The 19,815-nt window shown below is 39.4% G+C and carries 23 protein-coding genes and 1 pseudogene; 7 read left to right on the top strand and 17 right to left on the bottom strand.

Annotation, left to right across the window (positions count from 1 at the left end; genetic code table 11):
* Positions 1–31 precede the first annotated feature (31 nt).
* The 11 genes from TRESU_RS10050 to TRESU_RS10000 all read right to left on the bottom strand — a co-directional run bounded on the left by TRESU_RS10050 (position 32) and on the right by TRESU_RS10000 (position 8,993).
* A complete protein-coding gene (locus TRESU_RS10050; protein WP_013702111.1) occupies positions 32–235 on the bottom strand; it encodes a hypothetical protein in 204 nt (67 codons plus the stop codon).
* A gap of 115 nt (positions 236–350) precedes the next feature.
* Positions 351–1,823 carry a radical SAM/SPASM domain-containing protein gene (locus tag TRESU_RS10045; RefSeq protein ID WP_013702110.1) on the bottom strand — a complete coding sequence of 491 codons (1,473 nt, stop codon included), beginning with the start codon at positions 1,821–1,823 and terminating at the stop codon, positions 351–353.
* Between the two features lies 1 nt (position 1,824).
* The gene (locus tag TRESU_RS10040) at positions 1,825–3,144 is read right to left on the bottom strand and encodes a hypothetical protein (RefSeq protein ID WP_013702109.1); all 1,320 of its coding nucleotides are present in this window, start codon (positions 3,142–3,144) and stop codon (positions 1,825–1,827) included.
* Positions 3,145–3,153: 9 nt separating this feature from the next.
* A complete protein-coding gene (locus tag TRESU_RS10035) occupies positions 3,154–3,351 on the bottom strand; it encodes a hypothetical protein (RefSeq protein WP_013702108.1) in 198 nt (65 codons plus the stop codon).
* Positions 3,352–3,423: 72 nt separating this feature from the next.
* Positions 3,424–3,579, bottom strand: coding sequence for a hypothetical protein (locus TRESU_RS15190; protein WP_013702107.1), 156 nt, complete (start codon positions 3,577–3,579; stop codon positions 3,424–3,426).
* Positions 3,580–3,688: 109 nt separating this feature from the next.
* On the bottom strand, positions 3,689–4,738 hold the full coding sequence (locus TRESU_RS10025; RefSeq protein ID WP_041612053.1) for a PDDEXK-like family protein: 1,050 nt from the start codon (positions 4,736–4,738) through the stop codon (positions 3,689–3,691).
* 180 nt (positions 4,739–4,918) lie between these two features.
* A complete protein-coding gene (locus TRESU_RS10020; protein WP_013702106.1) occupies positions 4,919–6,319 on the bottom strand; it encodes an ATP-binding protein in 1,401 nt (466 codons plus the stop codon).
* Positions 6,320–6,406: 87 nt separating this feature from the next.
* Entirely contained in the window at positions 6,407–6,931 is a 525-nt protein-coding gene (locus tag TRESU_RS10015) for a hypothetical protein (protein ID WP_013702105.1), read from the bottom strand.
* Positions 6,932–6,943: 12 nt separating this feature from the next.
* Entirely contained in the window at positions 6,944–7,765 is an 822-nt protein-coding gene (locus TRESU_RS10010; protein ID WP_013702104.1) for a sensor histidine kinase, read from the bottom strand.
* Complete coding sequence (locus TRESU_RS10005) at positions 7,762–8,352, bottom strand: hypothetical protein (protein WP_013702103.1); 591 nt, start codon at positions 8,350–8,352, stop codon at positions 7,762–7,764. The genes TRESU_RS10010 and TRESU_RS10005 overlap by 4 nt, the downstream gene beginning before the upstream one ends.
* Complete coding sequence (locus tag TRESU_RS10000; protein ID WP_013702102.1) at positions 8,349–8,993, bottom strand: LuxR C-terminal-related transcriptional regulator; 645 nt, start codon at positions 8,991–8,993, stop codon at positions 8,349–8,351. The genes TRESU_RS10005 and TRESU_RS10000 overlap by 4 nt, the downstream gene beginning before the upstream one ends.
* Positions 8,994–9,458: 465 nt before the next feature.
* Here TRESU_RS10000 and TRESU_RS15865 point away from each other — a divergent pair.
* The 3 genes and pseudogenes from TRESU_RS15865 to TRESU_RS09985 all read left to right on the top strand — a co-directional run bounded on the left by TRESU_RS15865 (position 9,459) and on the right by TRESU_RS09985 (position 11,948).
* A pseudogene (locus TRESU_RS15865) lies at positions 9,459–10,346 on the top strand (aldo/keto reductase).
* A gap of 687 nt (positions 10,347–11,033) precedes the next feature.
* Positions 11,034–11,624: a CAP domain-containing protein gene (locus TRESU_RS09990; RefSeq protein ID WP_169309759.1), complete on the top strand. Its 591-nt coding sequence runs from the start codon at positions 11,034–11,036 to the stop codon at positions 11,622–11,624.
* A gap of 111 nt (positions 11,625–11,735) precedes the next feature.
* Entirely contained in the window at positions 11,736–11,948 is a 213-nt protein-coding gene (locus TRESU_RS09985; protein WP_013702100.1) for a type II toxin-antitoxin system YafQ family toxin, read from the top strand.
* 126 nt (positions 11,949–12,074) lie between these two features.
* On the opposite strand, the gene TRESU_RS09980 is transcribed toward TRESU_RS09985, so the two are convergent.
* The 3 genes from TRESU_RS09980 to TRESU_RS09970 form a co-directional block, all read right to left on the bottom strand.
* Entirely contained in the window at positions 12,075–12,407 is a 333-nt protein-coding gene (locus tag TRESU_RS09980) for a hypothetical protein (RefSeq protein ID WP_013702099.1), read from the bottom strand.
* 156 nt (positions 12,408–12,563) lie between these two features.
* Complete coding sequence (locus TRESU_RS09975; RefSeq protein WP_013702098.1) at positions 12,564–13,661, bottom strand: hypothetical protein; 1,098 nt, start codon at positions 13,659–13,661, stop codon at positions 12,564–12,566.
* Positions 13,662–13,676: 15 nt separating this feature from the next.
* The gene (locus TRESU_RS09970; RefSeq protein ID WP_013702097.1) at positions 13,677–14,018 is read right to left on the bottom strand and encodes a hypothetical protein; all 342 of its coding nucleotides are present in this window, start codon (positions 14,016–14,018) and stop codon (positions 13,677–13,679) included.
* Positions 14,019–14,185: 167 nt separating this feature from the next.
* Here TRESU_RS09970 and TRESU_RS09965 point away from each other — a divergent pair, with 167 nt between their 5' ends.
* Positions 14,186–14,788 carry a response regulator transcription factor gene (locus TRESU_RS09965; protein ID WP_169309758.1) on the top strand — a complete coding sequence of 201 codons (603 nt, stop codon included), beginning with the start codon at positions 14,186–14,188 and terminating at the stop codon, positions 14,786–14,788.
* A gap of 413 nt (positions 14,789–15,201) precedes the next feature.
* Here the strand turns inward: TRESU_RS09965 and TRESU_RS09960 are convergent, their stop codons facing one another.
* Positions 15,202–15,819, bottom strand: a complete 618-nt coding sequence (locus tag TRESU_RS09960) for an ECF transporter S component (protein ID WP_013702095.1) — start codon at positions 15,817–15,819, stop codon at positions 15,202–15,204.
* 44 nt (positions 15,820–15,863) lie between these two features.
* On the opposite strand from TRESU_RS09960, the gene TRESU_RS09955 reads away from it, so the two are divergent.
* From TRESU_RS09955 to TRESU_RS09945, 3 genes are all read left to right on the top strand, one after another.
* On the top strand, positions 15,864–16,928 hold the full coding sequence (locus TRESU_RS09955) for a sensor histidine kinase (protein WP_013702094.1): 1,065 nt from the start codon (positions 15,864–15,866) through the stop codon (positions 16,926–16,928).
* Between the two features lie 203 nt (positions 16,929–17,131).
* The gene (locus TRESU_RS09950; RefSeq protein ID WP_245535664.1) at positions 17,132–17,452 is read left to right on the top strand and encodes an Rrf2 family transcriptional regulator; all 321 of its coding nucleotides are present in this window, start codon (positions 17,132–17,134) and stop codon (positions 17,450–17,452) included.
* 86 nt (positions 17,453–17,538) lie between these two features.
* A complete protein-coding gene (locus tag TRESU_RS09945) occupies positions 17,539–18,324 on the top strand; it encodes a class I SAM-dependent methyltransferase (RefSeq protein ID WP_013702093.1) in 786 nt (261 codons plus the stop codon).
* Positions 18,325–18,481: 157 nt separating this feature from the next.
* Here the strand turns inward: TRESU_RS09945 and TRESU_RS09940 are convergent, their stop codons facing one another.
* Together TRESU_RS09940 and TRESU_RS09935 are read right to left on the bottom strand one after the other, a co-directional pair.
* The gene (locus TRESU_RS09940) at positions 18,482–18,934 is read right to left on the bottom strand and encodes a (deoxy)nucleoside triphosphate pyrophosphohydrolase (RefSeq protein WP_013701849.1); all 453 of its coding nucleotides are present in this window, start codon (positions 18,932–18,934) and stop codon (positions 18,482–18,484) included.
* A 24-nt stretch (positions 18,935–18,958) separates the two neighbouring features.
* Positions 18,959–19,783: a DUF3427 domain-containing protein gene (locus TRESU_RS09935; RefSeq protein ID WP_081454780.1), complete on the bottom strand. Its 825-nt coding sequence runs from the start codon at positions 19,781–19,783 to the stop codon at positions 18,959–18,961.
* Positions 19,784–19,815 lie beyond the last annotated feature (32 nt).

Below are 19,815 nucleotides of genomic sequence, written 5' to 3'. Positions count from 1 at the left end.
CCAGTGCGTTTTTTACCTCATAGCGTATTGCTTAGTAAAGCGTACTTGCGGATGGAGCATTTTTTCTTTCATGTTCAGAGAATCGGATGTTGGTGCTTTCTTTGCAGAAGATACAGCTTGTTGTAGACGAAAAATAGACTTCATCCACGCCGTTTTTCTTTAATACGGAAAACACGCGGTCTGCGTAGTAATATGCTTTTTCATACTGTCCGATGTGAACATGAAAGTCGGTCATAGCTCTCCTTTTAAAGATGTTTCACTGCACTCAACATGACAATAGCCAACCTCCACTCTGCATTGGAATATCATTCTGAACTTGATTCAGCGTCATTCTGAGCAAAGCGAAGAATCTATTTATGCCCCAGTTCCTTCAGCTTTGCTTTTCGCCAGTCAAGTACAATCTGCTTGTTTTTTGCGGCAACTGCACAGAAGTGTCTGTTTATTTCAAGAGGGTTTCCTGTAGGAGATTCGTTTGCGTTTTGAACCATGCAGGGAGCACAAAATGCTGCTTTGTCGCACTTGCAGCATTCGCCACCTCCTAAGTCTTTCATTTTAAGAGAACGAAGCCATTTGATTTTTTCGCCGTTATCCCAGATTTCTTGAAGCGGTATTTCGTTCAGGTTGCCTAAGACCATTTCTTGCCAGCCAGGACATGGGTAAACATTGCCATTTGCCACCATACAACAAGTCGAGATTCCGACTCCGCATAAACGACGTTCTGGATTGAACTGTGCCATGTTCATATTTGTAAGGAAGTCATTCTTAAGAACATTTTTTTGATAATCTATATCACCAGTCATTATAGATTTTATGACTTCGCCAGCCTCATCTACAGAAAGTCTGTTAGCAAGGTTTTCTGTTTCGTGATTGTATTCCGCCATCATAATGTAATCAGTCTGTGCGCGAATTTTATGCTCATTGCACCAAGCAAGTACATCTGTAAAATCATTTTTGTTAGCTTTCATTGTGGGGCAACTTACATGGCAAGGAATATCATTTTCTATCAATTTTAGAATTACATCACGGGTTTTATAAAAACTGCCTTTTAACTGCGTGATAGCATCGTGGTGTTCTGGAACCATAGAATATAGTGAAACTTGAACGCTTGAAACATTTCCTTCCTTCATAATCTGAACAGTTTCATCATCTAAAAGCGTGAGATTTGAAAGCAGCGTCACATAAAAATCATATTTTTTTGCAGCTTTCAAAAATTCCTTAAAATGAGGATGCATCATAGGTTCCCCACCACTTAAGCATACAGAAAGAATATTCATTTCTGACAACTGTTCCAATGTTGAATAATATAATTCATCACTTATATTGTACAATTTATATTTGTGCGGAATATAGCAATGAATGCATCTTTCGTTGCAACGACTTGTAAGTTCTATCTGAAAGCTTGTCAGATGTGGCTTATCCTTAAAGTATTTCTCTAAAAATTCCTGCGTAGAAGTATCTGCTCTTTGAATTGATGGCGTAAAATCATCTTGAATTGTCTTAGGAAGTACAGTATTGTATGTAAAACCAATGTCGTTAGCATTTAATTCATCTTCATTTTTCCCTTTTAAAACAAACCCATTCTCAACAAGATTGTCATAAAATTCTTTTGCATCTTTGTAAATAATCATATGGTTCGCACTATCAAAAATCTTTTCCGCCTTATTTACAAGTTCATCCAAAGATTGCGGCTGCCGATTTAAGAGGCTGAGCAAGACAGCTCCAGTTCCATTTACAACGCTGTCATTGAATATTCCAGTTGATGTGATATATCCGATTCCATCATAGTTTCGAACATAAGTATCTTTTTTCAGCCGATAAAACATTCTATTTTCCTTGTGCGTAAGATTTTTTTAGATTTTCTTCGTGCCAGCGTATTGCAGAAGTTCTGTTTCCACCAAAATCACGAATTAAATAATCCATATAGTAAGTGAGTAAGTCGTAGCGTACAATATCCCGACATTCAGGGGTTGCCATGTAATAAATATAGCTTTCAAACAGACTTAATAAATCCTGTTCATTTCGTCCCATAAGCTTAAAATTTCTAAAGCCCATGTCATAATATTTTCCGTAAATGTCATTGAAAGTAAGATTTGTGTCACGATTGAATTTCAATCCTCTATAAAATCCTGCAACATCTGAAACCGCTCTCATGCATTTTAAATTCAGTTCATCTGAAGTTGCCTGATATAAGTTCACCTTTGAGACATGCGCATAATCTGCTTTTCTGTTTGGACAAGAACTTGGGCATTTTTCATCAACAAGAATTTCGATTTTTTCTTTATCCTGAATTTTTTTTAGGAAGTCAAAATTTCTGTTGTCACGCCAATCCAAGACGACCAAATCATATTTTTTTGTCGCTTCATTTATTTTATTTACATCGCGTACACAAGCTGTTGTCGAAAGAATATATTTGAAATTTGGATAGGTCTTTCTTAGATAATCTTCAAGCAAAGGCGAATTTACCAGAACTTCATTCATTCCATTGTTTGCAATTTCCATCGTAAGATTACACATAGTATCTTGCAGATGTTTTTCTTCAACAAGGCTGTTCGTATAAGTAAATCTAACGGCTATTCCAAAATCATTTAAAGTCTTTATCGTCGATTTTATTTCTTCCAGTGCTGGCTGAACACCTCTGCGGACACGTCCACCATTCCATATCATATTATTGAATGAACCATAAACAGCGGGAACATCAATATTATCCATAAAACGATAAGAAAATTTTTTCATATAATCAAAAAATAGGGAGTAAAATCCCTGATATTGCAAGTCCAAGCCAGGAATAAAAAAGTGTATTTTATTTCTTCCATCATATACTCTACAATCAGAATTATAAATTCCGCTCGCATCTTTCTCGTTAAGCTCTGCTTCTGTCTCGCCTTTTGCAACAAAGCCTTCTTTTACAAAAGTTTCATAAAATTCTATGGCATCAGAAATTATCGTTTCTTTGTCAGCTCCGACAAATGATTTTAAGATTGTATCTGCAAGGGTTTCTATTGATTGAGGATCTTTTGAAAGAGCACATAAGAATACAGATCCACTTTCATTCACAATTTTTTCGCTGTAATTTTCTTTTGAGAGAATATATGCACCGTGTTCTGTCTTTCTAATTAGAACATCTTTTTTTTGTCGATATAACATTGCTTGTTCCTAATTTGAATAAATAAAATGCTCGCGATTTTTTACACCAGTTTCATGAAGTCTGATTTCTTCTTCTGACATTCCGAGTTCTTTAGCCCGATTCCTGTCAAAATGACTTGAAAACATTTTCTTACCATCTTCTATTTTTGACGGCTTCTCATCGTCGTATACATATCCAGGTTCATTCTCTACATCTTTTATTGCCATATCGCTTCACCACTAAAATTATTTCAGCCACCTTATTTTACATAGCGGGCTTTGCCACTATAAGACACAGTTTTAGTTTCTGCGTTCGCACTCTGCGCACCAGTGTCCGTTGCCGTCTTTATAGGCAGGACATCCAGCAGCATAGCTTCCAGAAGCATCATTCTGTGCAAGAACTTGCGGTTTTTCATAAACCACAGTAGCCTTTTCTGTTGATTTTTTGTCTTCCATATGAATTACCTCAGCTTGATAAGATTCGTTTTCCGAATCTGTGTCCTGCAACGCAGGGCTATAAAAAGCGGCAAATACCGCAATTTATAAGACTTAGCGTTTTTTTCCTCTACAGAGCCTTTGCCTTGATTTCGTCTTTCATCTTAGAAAGCAGGCTCTTTACCACGGCACCTAAACGCTCCTGACATTCGTTGCTCATAAGAAAATCCCGTAACTTTTCGCCATCGTTTAAGAATTTCTCTTCAATTGTGATTGCATTATACCAACGAAAATTCAGTCCTGCGTTAGGAAAGCATTTTCTAAATTCAGAGCCTTCTTCAAGATTTTTAGGGTGATTGGTAAATGTAAGCACACAGGCAAGCGTGCCTTTTTTTCGTTGCGAGTCTTCCATTTTGATATTGATGTAGCACAAATCAGTTGTGTTCATGTAGCCGCCTGTCGTATCTGCAGGAGCGAAGCGGGTCAGTGAAGAATCTTTGTATAGAGTATTCATTGATGTGATTCCGGCACATTCTAAGTTTGAAAAGTCCTTTGCAACGATGCTTTCATTCACTTCTGTGATGCAACTTTTAAAATCACGTGTGTTAGCAAAAAGACTAAGAAGAACATCTCCGTAATCTTCCACAATGCCTCTTATTTTGCCGTCAACGATATTTCCTATTGCTGTGCGGGTAATGTCATACAGGTCTCTGTAATTCTTTTTTATCCAGCGTGCATCAGAAGGAGTTTCGCCTGTTGGTGTAAAATACATAAAGAGCGCTTTGTAGCCTTTTTCGCAATATTCTTGTTCTACAAAATCTGCATAGCGCTGCAATTGATTTGAATGTTCAGAGCTTTCGACTTTGTTTTCAATATAGATTACGCATTTTTTCTCTTCAGAAATGCAGAAAATGTCGATAAAGCCTTTTTTCTCATCATTTTCTACAGGGAATTCGCGGTACACACTAAATGATTCCCAGTCCATATCAACAGTTTCTTCCATCTCTTTTTGAGATTTTTTTTGAATAGGACCGCTGACAAGATTTCTAAAATAAGTTGAACCAATATGATGGCCGCCGTTAACATCTAAAAGCCATGCAAGCATATTGCTGTGATAGTTTTCCAAGTGGCCAATATCCAGCACCTTAAAAATGTTTTTTGTTTCTGTTATCTTTCTCATTTTTCCTCCACAATTGCCTGCATAATATAAATAAGTCATGCAGCAAAAAATCATTTTTTTGTAACAAAATCAATTTTACACTGAAAATTTTATTCTGTATTGGGAGGAAACTCTTAAGAAATAAAAGGAAATTTTTCCTGATTATATTGGGAGTTAATACCTTACGTACACAAGGCGAGTTTACTGATACAAATCTTCCAGCTTATAAAGAATCAACTGCTGCCTATGGGACTCGTCAATCTCTTTATACCCAGATTTAGAGAAAAATCCGTATTTGCTGCAAACTAAACCTGTGCTATTTACCTGCTGGATTTCGTTCCAAATGAGATTTTTGTCTAATTTACCTTCACGGAATTTTGCTTCGTAAAAGATATAGGAATTATCGTTTTCAGTGACTACATCAAACTCTCCATTTTTGTGATTTATAGGATCGTCATACCAGTATTTTCCAATTTTTTCAAACGAATCAGCTAATTCTCCTGAGCGATTTTTACGGATTAAAAATTGTCGGCAAATCTGTTCGAAAGCCTGTGGAACATAATGTTCTTCAAAATCTGGTTCAATAAATTTATCATAGAAAGCTTCAGACTCCATTACTGCAAGTCTTGAAAGATTTCTGTAAATGTATTTGAAATAAAATAAAGTCAGCTGGTCTGAAATATAATAGCCGGCTTTCTTCTTGTTATTTTCATCATTAATTGGAGATTCTTTTACAACGATATCCATATTTATTAATTTATCAAGAACATCTGCAAGCGTTGGTGAACTTGAGACTTGTGATTGAGAGAGAATATCTTTAAATCGAACAAATCCTTTTGCCAGAGCTTCAAAAACCTCATACGCATTCTGCATTTTGGAAATTTCAGATTTCAGGTGCATTTGAACTTCATTTTCAAAACGGCTGCCGGGACTGGCAATCAAATCAATTATATTCTGTTTAACTGTCTTTGATGAATCTATGCGCCTGTTGTAATAAGGGATTCCGCCAAAAACAGAATATAAGCGAACCTTATCTTCATCACTGAAATCTTTATAGAAGAGAGCTGATTCATAATAATCCATAGCTTTAAGATTCATAACTAAATCAAAACGACCAAAGAGCGGATTTTCTTCCGAGAGCAAAGACTTCATGGTTTCTACGTAAGAGCCACATAAAATCAGCTTTAATCTGGAAGTAGACTTGTTATTGTCGATAAAAGACTGAATAATGCTGTCTAATCCCTCTACAACTTTCCTGATATAAGGATATTCATCAATCACAAGGATTAATTCTTTTTTTGCAGCTTGCTTATAGAGAAAAGCAAGTGTTGATTCAAAGGTATCAAAGGCTAAAGGCGGCAGACCAAAAGTTTCTGAAATGATTTCACAAAGGGATTTGACATTATTCAGCTCAGAGGTTTCTTTACATTCATAATAGATAGAAGTTGTTTTTGTTTGTTTCAGGCAATGCTTAATCAGTTCTGTTTTGCCAACCCGCCGACGACCGTAAATTAGGGCTGCATCATTATTATCTGAATTGAAAAATCTTGAAATTGCTTTGATATTTTCTTTTCTTCCAAAGAAAACTTCCCCTATTGCCATATGCATCTCCTTTTTACTCGAATATTTCCGACTCGGTTTTATCCGAGTAAAATGATAATGCTGAAAAAAGAAATCGTCAAGAAGAAGCTAATCGTTTCCCGTAATTTTCTTTTTCCAATATCGCCAGATGGTAATGAGTTCGCCGGTAAGGTTCCAGCGTTTTTGTTCCTGCATATTTTCCCAGGCTTTAATGCCGTATTCGTAGAAGTTATCGTCATTTTTTATGGCGGCAGAAACGATTAAGTCTATGTCGCTTTTAGAAAGAAGACCGTCAAAGGCGGCGCACCATTTTTGGTAGACGCGGCGGGGATTTGCGTTGTCAAAAGCGTAAAAGCCTGGCAGGCGGTAAATGGGGCACATTTTTGAAATGCCTAAGTTCGTCGCAAAATTTGTAAAGAGCTGCTGATACCACTTTACTCCGTAGCGGCCGCCAAAAAGCCCGTTATCCTTTTGTTTATTTTCTATTTTTCTCTGTATTTGAAATATTTTTTCTGCAAGCTGGTTCTGATATTGGTCATCTGGATCTGCAGAAATTGTGAAGAATTCTATTCGTGCGAGTAAAATACAGTTTTTAAGGCTCTCCTCGTATTTCTTCGGGCGGTTCTTTTTCATTTACTCTCCGCTTTACTGCAGGGGAAGCTCCAGCTGTACTTCGGTTCCTGTATCTGGCGAGCTGTTTACAGAAAAATTGCCACCCAGGAGCTTAGCCCGCATTTCCATTCCGCTCATGCCGAAGTGAGAAGTCGCGTTGCCCGGAGCCATCTGTTTTTCAGAATCGAAACCCAGTCCGTCATCAAAAATCATAATGCGAATCAGGTTGCTGTTTTTCTGCGGGTCAGAAATTTTTCTTATAACAACGCTCGTTTCTTCGGTCTTAGCGTGGGCCCGGGTATTGTTCAAGGCTTCCTGAATAATGCGCAGGATATGATGTTTTTGTTCAGTGGTGAAGGTGTCTAAAGAAAGGTCTGGGTCAACAAAAAATTTGCAGGGGATTTTACTCTGGGCATAAAACTGCTCGCACAAATCATTTATGACGGTTTTAAAGGGAATGCTTGCAAGGGCAGGAACAGAAAGATTCTGGATTATGGCCCTCAGTTCCTTCTGATTTTTCTTTTCCAGGCTGATGATTTTTTCAAGTTCTGTAAGGAGATTTGTGTCCCTGCAGTGGTCTTTGACTTCCTTCTGGGTAAGCAGCAGGGCTTTTATGTTCTGGCTTACCGTGTCGTGAAGTTCCTGACTGATGCGGCGGCGCTCTTCTTCCTGCACGGCAATTGTTTCTTCAATAAATTGGCGGTTATTCTTAGGATTTTTGCGGGATTTAATGTTGTGAATCAAAATCACCATAAGGATGATAAAGGCTGCAAAAGTAAGGACGACAAGAAAGATAAAAAATGAAGTGTAAAGACTGAGGGCGGAAGTTAAATCCTGCAAATCAAGCTCTGTCATTTACGAAGCCCCGAATAAATGCCGTATGCGGCAAAGGTACAGATAAAACGGTCTAAAAGCGTAATTGGAATGCGGGGTAAAAGATAGGACAAAAATACGCTGAAATTCAATTTCTGAAAGATCAGGGAAATGTCGTCGATTGCCGAAAAGCCCGATGCTTTTTCAAAAAGCGGGCGGATAAAGGTGTCCAGTGCGCTTGCAGAAAATGAGCTTAGAAAGGTTGAGAAGAAAACGATTATCAGAAGGTAAAGAAGGGTGACGCGGCGATTAAAATGAAACTCTTTTTTGTTGCGGCTGAAAAGCCAACTGGCTATTACAATGAGAATTCCGCAGATTCCATACAAAAAATCATACAGGAAAATTTCACTACCGGTCATAGCACAGCGGAGAAGTGTCATAACCGGGTTAAAAAGGGTGGCTACGATGATTCCGGGAATCAGACCTGAATAAAAAGTAATTGCCACGGTAAAAATTGTGTCTAAAAAGGCCGGGAGCTTGAGGGTGGAGGCCAGCATTGCGCTTGCAATGTTCAATATAAGAGCAAGGAGGCATAAAAGTCCTGTGAATGCAATCTTTTTGGATTTCATAATCTTCCCATTTTTTCAAGAAACTTGAGTTTATTTTCTACTCCTGCCTTATCATACAAAATTGTCAGATAATTTACGACAGTTTTTTCCGCAATTCCCAGGGCGGCGGCAACTTCGGCATTTGTGTTGTGGATAGTCAGCGTGTCGGCGACGAGCTTTTCCTTTTTAGTGAAGGTCTGGGTGATGTCGCGCACTTCCAGAAGCCCGGTTACAAGCTCAGCCTGAATATAAATTCCGCCATTTGCCACCGAATTGATTGCTGCTAGCAGAATGGATTCATCTGCCGTTTTTGAAACAAAGCCTTTTGCCCCCACGGCAGAGCTTGTTGCGTGTTCAATAAAGCCGCCGGAGTCGTGGCTGGAATAGGCAATGCAGGGAATCCCCAGAGCTGAAAATTCTTTGATGATGCCAAAACCGGAGTTTTCCATCTGCGAATCGGAAGACTTAAAGGAAATATCTACGAACGCAAGAAAATCATCAGCCTTAATACTTCCTTTCTCAAACTGATTCTGGATTTCCTTACATTCTTCGACGTTACTTGCCTGAAATTCCACCTTATAATCCGAATGATTTTCTATCCAGTTTTTAATTCCGTTCAGTAAAAGCGCGTGATCATCAACAAGAATTATGCTTTTTCTCATAAAAACGATTATACAATGAAAAATAATGTGTTTTGTAGGGGGTTTACTCCCGGAAATTTCGGGAGTAAAAAGAATATTCTTAGCCCTATGGTGTACTTTGCAAATTATTGTTACAAAAAAAAGATAACGGCTAATCTTTCGAATGGATAAAATGCATGGTTAATAACAAAGAAAGTGAAGAAGAAAAACAAAATGTTATCACGGAAGATGATTCTTATTATTCATTAACATTTACATATGAAAGACTGTAAAGTTCAGAAGGAAGTTTAAAGGGCAGGTGTGAGAGAAAATAAAAAGGCCTAATTAAGCGACGAAAATATTTGTGTTTGTAGAAAATGGTTTAGGAAAAAAATGCGTTAGCGCTATGCGCACGGCGAATACCGCATTACGAAAGTTTTATTGTACAAAAGGTCTGTCTGCACGCTACTCTTATTTTAGAAAACAATTTACTTTCAGGAGACATATATGAACTACATAACACTTTCAAATGGAATCAAAATGCCTGTTTTGGGCTATGGCGTGTATCAGGTGACAAAGGAAGATGCTGAACGCTGTGTTTCGGATGCGCTGGAAGTCGGCTACCGTTCCATTGACACGGCGCAGTCGTATTTCAAAGAAGAAGAAGTGGGGAATGCAATTGCAAAATCGGGCATTGCCCGGAGCAACATTTTCCTTACAACAAAAGTCTGGATTGAGCATTGCGACTATGACTCTTGCAAGGCTTCTGTAGAAGAGTCTCTTAAGAAACTCAAGACTGATTACATTGACCTCATGCTTCTTCATCAGCCTTTTGGTGATGCTTACGGTGCATGGCGCGCTCTTGAAGAATTTTATGAAAAAGGAATTTTAAAGGCAATCGGAATCTCCAACTTTTATGCCGACCTCATGGTGGAGTTTGCGTCCTTCAACCGCATAAAGCCTATGGTGAATCAGGTGGAATGTCATCCTTTGAATCAGCAGATAGAGGCAAAAAAATGGAATAACAAGTACGGTATTCAGCTTTAAGCCTGGGCCCCTTTTGGCGAGGGACGTGGTGGCCTTTTTGAAAATTCTGTGTTAAAAGAAATTGCTGCCGCACATGGAAAAACAACAGCTCAGGTTATGCTCCGCTGGCACCTGCAGAGAGGAATTGTGGTTATTCCAAAATCACCCCACAAGGAACGCATGGCAGAAAACCTGAATGTCTTTGATTTTACCCTCACTGCCGAAGAGATATCAAAAATCACCGCTATCGATACTGCAACAAGTTCTTTCTTCAGTCATCAGGATCCTGCAATGGTGGAATGGTTCGTAAAAATGGTTGAAGAGCGGAAGCAGCAGCAGAATTCTTCAAAAGAAAAGAAGGCATGGTAGAAAAGCGAAGAAATCAGTTATGACGTTCCCCGTGATGGTCGCACTTGGCTTCAAAGTTTTGCTGTAACCTGGGGACATATTCAACACATCCTATTCCGGTTCCGTACTTTATTCCGACAGGTGTCAAATTCCAAAATAGGCAGTTTAATGCCTGCAAGGAGAACGAAATGGAAACAAGAAATGTTTTTATTCAGGTTATAAAAAAGCCTGCAAGAAAAAACGGTTTTACGTTGTTGCGGGCTACGGCTTCGCCCCAGAGCAAATTCAAACATTTGTTTTCGCGTGCTCACCTTTTAAATCCTTAAGCCAGCTATCAAAGTCTATCGAAAAATCTTTTTCTTCTATAAATATATCACTATGAATCAAATAAAAATTCTTCTGTGGATTTAGACGCAATAATATAGAAGAAAAACTTATTAAAAATGTTGAAGACGCAGCTCCGCTTGTTCGGAAAGATTTGGTTCAATACAAAGAGGGAAAAACTGAAATCACAGTCTTAGGAGTTCCGCATATTTTGAAAGCCGGCCAGATAATTGTAATGCAAAAAAAATGTTTCACATTCGCTGAAGGCGCTTACAAAATTAAAAATTAAAGATGATTTTGACGGTTGTAAAATAACAGCTTATTATGCAAGATTGACAAAGTATCAATTTTCATTAAAATAAATCTATATTAAATAGAAAATTTTTGCTGGAATCCTTGTTGATTTCTTTGTTTTCCTTTGGATTTTTAGTTTCATGCGATTCGCTTTCATGCGATTCAGTTTCATGGGCAGAGGAAAACTCTGAATATATAAATTCAATAACATCAGAAGAATTTCAGTCCGTGAAGGAACAAAAGCTTGCGGATGAAGCCTGTGTTCCGACAAACGGTTTCTATAGTTGCGGTTTTTATGATAAGAAAATTCTGGATGCAATCAATAAATACATAAAACAAAGACGCCCGGATTCTATCATGTACTATGATTCGGGCTTGCATGAAATCTGCAAAACTCATTCAAAAAAAATGGCAAATAAAAAGCAGATTTTTAATATAAATGTGAAAAAAATATCTGCTGGCTATAAATTCGTTGCTCAAAATGTTGCTTTTAGCAAGATTATGACTATGGATGATGTTGCAGCCGATGAAATTGTAAATCTTTGGGCTTCAAATTCCCGAACCAGAAAAAATCTTGAAAATCCAGATGTGAATTGGTTTGCTGTCAGTAGTGTAAATAAGTCTGGAGCAAATAATGTCAGCGACGGTTGTTATTACACTTTGATTCTTGCAAAAAAATGATAGAACACGGCTTTGTTGTAAAAACAATGGAGCAAAAATCAAGGGCTTTGTCTCAAAAAATGTCCCAGGCGACAGCGACTCTGTAGCAGAGGATTAGCCAGAGTACAAATCATGACATATAGACTGATTTATACATCATCGTTCAAAAAAGATGTTCGTCTTGCAGAAAAGAGACATCTTGACATGAATGCTCTTACAGAAGTTTTGGAATGGCTGAAAAGCGGCAAAAAGCTCCCCGAAAAGTACTGCGACCACCAGCTGAAAGGCAAGCTGAAGAAATTCCGGGAACTGCACATTCAGCCGACTGGATTCTGGTCTATATAAAGAACAAGACGGAACTGATTCTTACGCTTTCACGCACCGGAACTCATGCTGATTTATTGAGGCTGTAGAAAAAACAAGCGTTGCTTTTATTCCACAACGCTTATTTTGCAAACTTTTGCTTTTGTTTTATTCCAAATCGGCAAGCAATTTATCTGCCTTGTGGTCTGTCATTGAAAGAATAATACCGCATTCTTCCTCATTTGCCTTGCGGAATTCTTTCTGAATTCCAAGCGGACTTGCACTTTCCTGATTTTCCGGAATTTTTCCGCGCAACTGTGCGACGGCTTTCATGTAAAGCTGCTCAAGGTTGTAGAACCCCTTTAATTCTTCAAGGTAGTTCTTTATCCGCCTTCTGGTCCGTTCTTCTTTTTTTGTATTTAAGGTTGAAAGATACGTCCCCAAAAATGTGACCAAAGAGCCGAGCAACGCAAAGATTCCGCCGATTATCGCCTCTTTCATTTTATATCTCCCATACGTCTGGTCAAGACACGGTTATGCTCAAGACCTTGACTTTGCCGTTTTTAATGTTTGTATAAACCTTAAAGAAATTATGAGCGCATTGCCCATGCACTCATAATTTCTTTGTCTTACCGATTAAAAAATACGGAGCCATGCTTATTTAACGAAAGCGTCTTTATCTTTTCCCCATACGAATTTTGCATTGTCAATCTTTACTTCCGGAAGTGATTTCAGCCATGTTCTGTCTTCTGGTGCCTCGAATGAAACTAACGACTTTGGTGGATTTCCGTATTCAAGGAAAGCGCTATCAAGCTCAAGTTTTGCCTTTCCGCTGTCAATCAATTTCATAGTTGCCTGATCTATATTTTTAAAAATATACACACAGCCATATATACTGTCGCCACCACCCATCATTGAGATGCGGCTGCTTGTATAAAGAGTTTTTCCGTTTTCATCTGCAATTTTTACTTTCAGGTCAATAAGACAACCGTTTTTTGTTTGTTGATTACCCCAACTGTCAATAGAATAAGCGTTTTCTACAAATGTGGCAGGAATAATCGAGTAATACGGATACTTTCTAAAATCTTTTTCATAAAAATAATCGCCTTCATAAGACTGAAAAAGAGCCGCCCCGTTTTTTAAGTATGTATCTGTTACAGAAGTAAAATACCTTCCAAAATCAGCCCCTGGAGTATAATTCTTTGGTCTGGTACCTTTTAATTCTGCCATGTATGCAGATTCTTTTGGCCATCTTTTAGGAATACCAGTCCAGTCATCCTGCCATGATTTTTCAAGACCGGCAAGGACTGCTTCGGATATTCTTTTATATTTTGCTGACCATTCACATTTGAGACTTACTTTGTAATTACCAGTTTTGGTAGTCCGGTCAATGCTGTCTCTTTCCAATTCGTAAATAATTGCTCTTGGGCTGTATTCAGTCCAATATTTCTCATATTCCTTGCAAAAAACAAGCCAGCTGTCATAAATCTCAAATTCATCAAATTCACCGATTCCGGGATTTCCGTTCTTTATGGAATCCAACAAGGTGTTAAAAGCATCCTGGGCTTCTTTTGAATCCCCGGTCGGTTCTGCCGCAACAGCATCATAATAAGTTCCCAACGCATATACGAACTGCTTTTTATTTTCATAATCCTTGCCTTTTGAGAGAAGCACGTTATAATCTGCGTTCTGCGCAAATGCGGCAAATGAAGTCGTGGCTGTTAATATGGCTATAATAATCTTCCTTAATTTCATTTTTTTCTTCCTTTTTTACTCTTGTTTTGCAAATTTAATTGTCTGGCCATCAGCGGCGACTGTAATAGTATTTTCGTTTATCGTGCAGAAAGGATTTTTTTCTCCATTATAACTGCTGATAATATAGACTGTGTCGCCTTTTATGGTGTATTTTTCAGTCATTTCGGTTGGTTTTACAGGATTCTGTGTATCTTTGTCAGTCTGATTAAAAGTTACTTCATCCTTTGTGAACGTAAGCGTGTAGTTCCAATAATTATCAGAGCCTTTCCAAGTCGTGTCAGCAAGTTTTTCACCACCACAGCTCATCAAAGTAACCGCGAGCGTAAATGTTGCAAGCGCAACAAAAAGTCTTTTCATAAAAAAATATCCTCCGAGTTTAATGTCCTCCGACTATTTGAGGCGAAACCTCTGTATTTGAGCAAAATTATACAGTCAGACTTTTTCCTTGTAGTCAGTAAAAACTCACTTTATTCCTGTGAGTTTTCTCTGTATATTTTTGCGTTCTTCTAAGATAAAATATGAGAATGATCAGCGTAATCAGTATTGACGACCATGAAATGATAAGCCTTGGCCTAGAGCAGGTGTTTTCGGAAACTGAAGACATCCAGGTCTGTCATTTCTGCAAGACAAAGGATGAGGCAGCAGCGTTCATCGGCTCAAAATCTCCAGAAGAGCTAAGCCGAACGGTCGCAATGGTTGACATAAAGCTTGAAACCGAAAGCGGCTTTGATGCGGCGGACTTTCTTGTCCGGCGCGGAGTGAACTGCCTTATGTATTCCTCATTTTCAAACGCGGGCTTTGTTGTAAAAACCATGGAGCACAAAATAAAGGGCTTTGTCTCCAAAAATGCCAGAAAAGCAGAAATGCTGGATGCAGTCCGGACAGTCGCACGTGGCGGAACCTACATCCAAAAGGATTTGATTCCCGGCATGATGTATGTAAGCTCAATCCTTGTTTCCCTCACCAAGAAAGAACGCGAGCTTTTGGATTTGATTTCCGAACATCTTCCGAACGAGATAATCGCCTCTCGTCTTGGAATTTCCAAACGCACCGTAGAAAACTATGTCTCCCGCATTTTCGACAAATTCAACGTGAAGAACCGCTACGAACTGGGACGGTATTTGTAGAAAGTTGCCGAGACAGCTTCGCGATGAATATCAAGCATCAGAAAATTTGACGAACATTCTATATTGGTATATATTATAAAAATAGACGGAGACACCAAGCAACTGAGCGACCGTCCCCGTAAGCTATTGTTAACAGCCCGTCCGAAGTTGGTGGCTTATGGGGCGGGCTTTTTTATGCTCTAATCCTATTTTACCAGGAAAGTGAGCAAGTCTATAACAAGTGCGATAATTGCAACAACAAGCATTGCTTTTTCGTATTCTGTCACAGACATCCTCCTTCATTCATGAGAAATCGGAGGCAAGCCGCCACAAATTGCAAAGTATCCCCTGTAAAATGTATAGTACACAAAGCAGACAGAATCTGCAAGTTGTTTTAATAAAAATGATATTAATTACTTTCCCGAAATAAAAACCTATAATTTTCCAGAAATATACAGAATCCTTTCTCCGCCCCGAAAAATGCCCCAGGCGGCGAATGTGCAGATGAGCCGGTCCGCAAAGTTTACAGGAAGGCGCACGGCTATCAGAAGCAGAATCTTTGAACGGAAGCTGTTTTCCCACAGAAACGTAAGAAAATCAGTCTGGCTGCTTGCCTGGTTGTACGCTTCCACAAAACTCAGAATGTAGCTTATGATTCCGCCCGAAACGCTCATGACAAGGCACAGCACAATGCTGAGAACAATCAGTTTTACAAAAACCGCACGGCCCGTGTCAGTCTTTTTTATGAACCGGATTTTAAAATATCCTGCTGTAAGAGCCGCAAGAAAATGACAGAGCATAAACAGATGTCCGGGTTCGAGCGTCCTGTTCAAAATAAAGTCAATCAGGTGATAGAAGAATCCGGCAAGCACTCCCCACCATGGACCTGCAAGAAAACTGAGCGCCATGATAAAAATCGTGTCACAGAAAAGAGGCAGATGGTTTATCCAGGCCACAAAGTCGCAGATAAGGTAATCTAAAAGACCGGCAAGAACGCTTAAAGCAAAAAATACAAATCTCTTTCGATTTGACGAGTCAAACTTGAAAAGCATGGTTTATTATATCAGCTGTATAAAAAATATGTTATACTCTAAAGATGAAAAAAATCACGGTTTTTATTCTGTCTGTTCTATTCAGTTTTCCCACTTTCGCTCATAAGGCTCAGAAGCAGGCTGAACCGCTTATGATGGAAGGGATTACTCAAAAGTGGATGGAATGTGAATCGGCGGAGGAAGCTGAATTCAAAAAACATCTTGAAGATTTTCGTGCCGAAGTGAAAAACGCCTCTCATTCTGATACCGTGATTTATTATTTTCCGGAAGCAAAGGTCGTCTACGAAAACATTCTTGACGGAATCAATGAAGGCGACAGGCAGAAAATTGCGGAAAACGTTCGCGGCTGGGAAATCCTCCAGAAAAATCTTGCAAGGTTTCAGCTTGAGCAAGTCTATTATTCCTACAGGATTTTGATTTTTGTAATCATTATTGCATTGCTCGCATCGCTTGTGTTTTCGGTCATGTATCTTTTGTCATCAAAACTCCGCAAGGAAAATCTTGCCTTTACTGCCCGGATGATAAAAACCCAGGAAGCCGAGCGCGAGCGAATTTCCTGCGAGCTTCATGATACGGTCTGTCAGGATTTGGGTGTGCTCCAGTTCCGCCTTGAAGACGAGGAATCCGTCAGCCTTTGCAAAAAAATCGCTTCCGATGTCCGCAGCGTCTGCTATGCGCTTACTCCGTCTGATTTGGGCGAAGGAATTCTTGAAGCGCTGATTTCCCTGTGCCATGTCCTGCAGAAACAGAGCGGCGTGGAAATTGTCCTGAGCATTCAGGATGAACTCAAAAACAACAAGGCTTTTAAGACTTTTCCGAAAGACAAAAGTCTGAACATTTACCGAATCGCGCAGGAGATTATCACAAATGCAATAAAACATTCGGAAGCAGAAAGTATAAGCGTGCCGGTCAGAACCGTTGATGAAAAAAGTTTCAAGATTATCGTTTCTGATGACGGAAAGGGCTTTGATTTGAAAAACGCGCTCAAAAAGAAAAATCACTTCGGACTGAAAAACATTCAGACCCGCGCGGAAGGGCTCGGCGGCGGAGTCAGCTTCAATACAGAAAAAGGGGCAGGAACGCAGGTGACGGTCACCGTGCCGTATTAAAACGGAATTTTGCAATCCGGACAGCAACATTCGCCCTGACATTGTAATAATTGAAGTTACATCAAAAATCTGTTAAAATCAGCGTATGAAAATAAGCAGCAAATTTACGGTGACGGTTCACACGTTGTTGTGCATTTTCCGTTTTAAATAAAGAATACAAGGTTACTTCGGATTTTATTGCCGGAAGCACGGGCGTAAATCCTGTGATTATCAGGCGGACGCTCATTTCGCTCAAGGCGGCGGGTCTTGTGAACGTTGCGGCAGGAACAGGCGGAGCTGAGCTTGCGGTAAAGCCGGAGGATTTTACACTTTTTGACATTTACAAGGCTTCGGGCAGCATGGAAGAAAATATTTTTGGTTTTCACGAGCAACCGAATCCCGCGTGCCCTGTTGGCGGAAACATTCACAACATACTCGACTCCCACCTTGCGGACGCGCAGAAAGCGTTTGAACAAAGTCTTGCGACGGTAAAATTTTCCGACCTTGCGGCAGAACTAAAAAAGGCGGAATCTGCGGAGAAATAACAAGCAGAAGAAAACAACCTGCGGATAAAACTAAACATAAATTTGAATAAAAATTTTAATTTTCTTTTAAAATTAAGAAGTACAGAATGTTAATAAAAGACGAAAATATTGACAAAGGAAAGGCTTTTGACTGGGGACGGACTTCATCGGATTACGCAAAATACCGCGACATATACCCGAAAGAATTTTACGATAAAATTATAAAACGCAAGTTTTGCATAAAAGGACAGTCCGTACTCGATATTGGAACGGGAACTGGAGTTATTCCACGTAATCTTTACCACTACGGTGCAGAATGGACGGCAGCGGACATCTCAGAAAACCAGATAGAACAGGCAAAACTTCTTTCAATTGGAAAGAAAATTAATTATTTTGTAAGCTCCACAGAAGATTTACATTTTCCAAATGAAACTTTCGATATTATAACAGCATGCCAGTGTTTTTGGTATTTCAAACACAAAGTAACAGCTCCAAATTTTCACAAAATACTAAAGAAAGATGGTCGGTTTTTGATTCTTTATATGGCTTGGCTTCCTTTCGATGACAAAATTGCAAGAGCCAGTGAGGATCTTGTTCTAAAGTATAGCCCAAATTGGAGTGGTGGACGAGAAACAATCCATCAAATCCAAATTCCAGAAATCTACAACGAATATTTTCAACTTGTACATCACGAAGAATTTCCACTAAAGGTTCATTTTACTCGCGAATCATGGAATGGACGGATAAAAGCCTGCCGTGGAATCGGCGCTTCGCTTTCAAAAGAAGAAATTGTTGCATGGGAAACAGAACACAGAGAACTTCTTAAACAGATAGCACCAGAAGAATTCGACGTTCTTCATTATGCAGCAATAGCAGAATTAAAGAAAAAATAATATATACAACAAATTGGCGTTCCCACAATGCTTTGCATACGTGGCGGTCCGGCAATCACCTACGGCGCTTGCCGTCGCTATGTCCGCAACTTGCTGCGCGCGGTCCTCACTTTGTTCGGACTGCCTCCGGCATTGCTCCCAGCGCTACCGCATCCGCCTAAAAAAGTTCCTTTAGATTTTCTAGAACTTCCACATCCGCAGGAAGCCATTTTACGCTTTTAAGCTTTTCTTCGGAAAGCCATGCCGCGTTCTCGTGCTCAAGCAGAGTAAGCTTCCCGGAAACAATTGAGCACAAAAAACATTCCATTGTCAGATGAAAAGCGGGGTAGTCGTATTCAACCGTGCAGAGTTTTCGTTCTGCCCGGATTTCCGTCGCAAGCTCCTCGCGTATTTCCCGCACAACCGCCTGTTCCGCGCTTTCTCCATCTTCAATCTTTCCGCCCGGAAACTCCCACCAGTCCTTCCATTCTCCGTAGCCACGCTGCGTCGCAAAAACCAGCTTTTCGCCGCCAGCCACAGTACGGAAAATTACCGCCGCAGAAACGTGGATTTGCTTGAGCGGTGTAGTTTGGGTTTTACAATCGTTTTTTGTTATATTTGCGTTGTTCATTTTTTCAGTCCTTTTTTTGTAAAGTCAATTATCGCTGTTTTTTCCCATTTTGTCGGTGCGTGTTATAAAGTCGTTGAAAAGCTCGTCAGGAACACGGCTATGAAGCGCGAATTTCATTGTGATTGGCTTGTTGCCTTCCGCGCTGCCCGGAAAAGTTGAAACCTGACCAAGATAAATGAACGGCTGGGTTATGTTTTCTACTTTTTCAAATTTGCGTACAAAAAGATGAAGTCGGATTTTTCTTTCGATGTTGCGGATTAAGTTCTGTCCGACTTCAGAATTTTGCGTTGTGCTGTTTGGCGACTGCCACTGAAAATGGTCCGGCGTTATGAATCTGTCAGCATAATTTATTGAATCTTTTATGTCCGCATCCTTGTGCAGGTTCACAAATAGAAAATAATCTGGCTTTGCGGAAGTTATAAGTCCTTGTCCGCGGAACGAAGAATGGATTTTTGTATAGTCGCATAAAAGAGCCGCGTCGCGCATCGTGTATTTTTGGTAAAGCTTTAAAAACGGCAAAGTTCCGTTTTCAGAATAATCATCTGAGCCGAATTCGTTTTGGTAACGCAAAAGATTGTATTGAATCAAGTCTTCTACCCAAAGCTTCTTTTGTGCGGAAAATCTTGAATTTTCAAGGGAATCGACCGTGTTTTTATTGAATGAAACTGAAGTTCCGTCAAAATTAAAAATCGCCTTTTCGTACCGTGTTTTTTCGCTTGTGTCAAAATATGTTCCGCTAAGCGTCTGGCAGGCATGAACGATAGAAGTTTTATTCACAAAAGAAAGGTATTTTCTTGCCTTTTCTGCAATTTCATCAACAGAAGCAAAGTAATTTTCTGAATTAAAAATTGTTTCTGCGGATTATATTCCTATCAGTTTTC

It is taken from the genome of Treponema succinifaciens DSM 2489 (assembly GCF_000195275.1).
GTDB lineage: Bacteria > Spirochaetota > Spirochaetia > Treponematales > Treponemataceae > Treponema_D > Treponema_D succinifaciens.
The sequence above is the reverse complement of the archived record's forward strand: the minus strand, read 5'-3'. Positions and strand labels throughout refer to the sequence as shown.

What these genes read in the sequence shown, in the direction of transcription:
- TRESU_RS10050 (WP_013702111.1), bottom strand. Translation starts at nt 235, where the DNA reads ATGACCGACTTTCATGTTCACATCGGACAGTATGAAAAAGCATATTAC.
- TRESU_RS10045 (WP_013702110.1), bottom strand. Translation starts at nt 1,823, where the DNA reads ATGTTTTATCGGCTGAAAAAAGATACTTATGTTCGAAACTATGATGGA.
- TRESU_RS10040 (WP_013702109.1), bottom strand. Translation starts at nt 3,144, where the DNA reads ATGTTATATCGACAAAAAAAAGATGTTCTAATTAGAAAGACAGAACAC.
- TRESU_RS10035 (WP_013702108.1), bottom strand. Translation starts at nt 3,351, where the DNA reads ATGGCAATAAAAGATGTAGAGAATGAACCTGGATATGTATACGACGAT.
- TRESU_RS15190 (WP_013702107.1), bottom strand. Translation starts at nt 3,579, where the DNA reads ATGGAAGACAAAAAATCAACAGAAAAGGCTACTGTGGTTTATGAAAAA.
- TRESU_RS10025 (WP_041612053.1), bottom strand. Translation starts at nt 4,738, where the DNA reads ATGAGAAAGATAACAGAAACAAAAAACATTTTTAAGGTGCTGGATATT.
- TRESU_RS10020 (WP_013702106.1), bottom strand. Translation starts at nt 6,319, where the DNA reads ATGGCAATAGGGGAAGTTTTCTTTGGAAGAAAAGAAAATATCAAAGCA.
- TRESU_RS10015 (WP_013702105.1), bottom strand. Translation starts at nt 6,931, where the DNA reads ATGAAAAAGAACCGCCCGAAGAAATACGAGGAGAGCCTTAAAAACTGT.
- TRESU_RS10010 (WP_013702104.1), bottom strand. Translation starts at nt 7,765, where the DNA reads ATGACAGAGCTTGATTTGCAGGATTTAACTTCCGCCCTCAGTCTTTAC.
- TRESU_RS10005 (WP_013702103.1), bottom strand. Translation starts at nt 8,352, where the DNA reads ATGAAATCCAAAAAGATTGCATTCACAGGACTTTTATGCCTCCTTGCT.
- TRESU_RS10000 (WP_013702102.1), bottom strand. Translation starts at nt 8,993, where the DNA reads ATGAGAAAAAGCATAATTCTTGTTGATGATCACGCGCTTTTACTGAAC.
- TRESU_RS09985 (WP_013702100.1), top strand. Translation starts at nt 11,736, where the DNA reads ATGACATATAGACTGATTTATACATCATCGTTCAAAAAAGATGTTCGT.
- TRESU_RS09980 (WP_013702099.1), bottom strand. Translation starts at nt 12,407, where the DNA reads ATGAAAGAGGCGATAATCGGCGGAATCTTTGCGTTGCTCGGCTCTTTG.
- TRESU_RS09975 (WP_013702098.1), bottom strand. Translation starts at nt 13,661, where the DNA reads ATGAAATTAAGGAAGATTATTATAGCCATATTAACAGCCACGACTTCA.
- TRESU_RS09970 (WP_013702097.1), bottom strand. Translation starts at nt 14,018, where the DNA reads ATGAAAAGACTTTTTGTTGCGCTTGCAACATTTACGCTCGCGGTTACT.
- TRESU_RS09965 (WP_169309758.1), top strand. Translation starts at nt 14,186, where the DNA reads ATGATCAGCGTAATCAGTATTGACGACCATGAAATGATAAGCCTTGGC.
- TRESU_RS09960 (WP_013702095.1), bottom strand. Translation starts at nt 15,819, where the DNA reads ATGCTTTTCAAGTTTGACTCGTCAAATCGAAAGAGATTTGTATTTTTT.
- TRESU_RS09955 (WP_013702094.1), top strand. Translation starts at nt 15,864, where the DNA reads ATGAAAAAAATCACGGTTTTTATTCTGTCTGTTCTATTCAGTTTTCCC.
- TRESU_RS09945 (WP_013702093.1), top strand. Translation starts at nt 17,539, where the DNA reads ATGTTAATAAAAGACGAAAATATTGACAAAGGAAAGGCTTTTGACTGG.
- TRESU_RS09940 (WP_013701849.1), bottom strand. Translation starts at nt 18,934, where the DNA reads ATGAACAACGCAAATATAACAAAAAACGATTGTAAAACCCAAACTACA.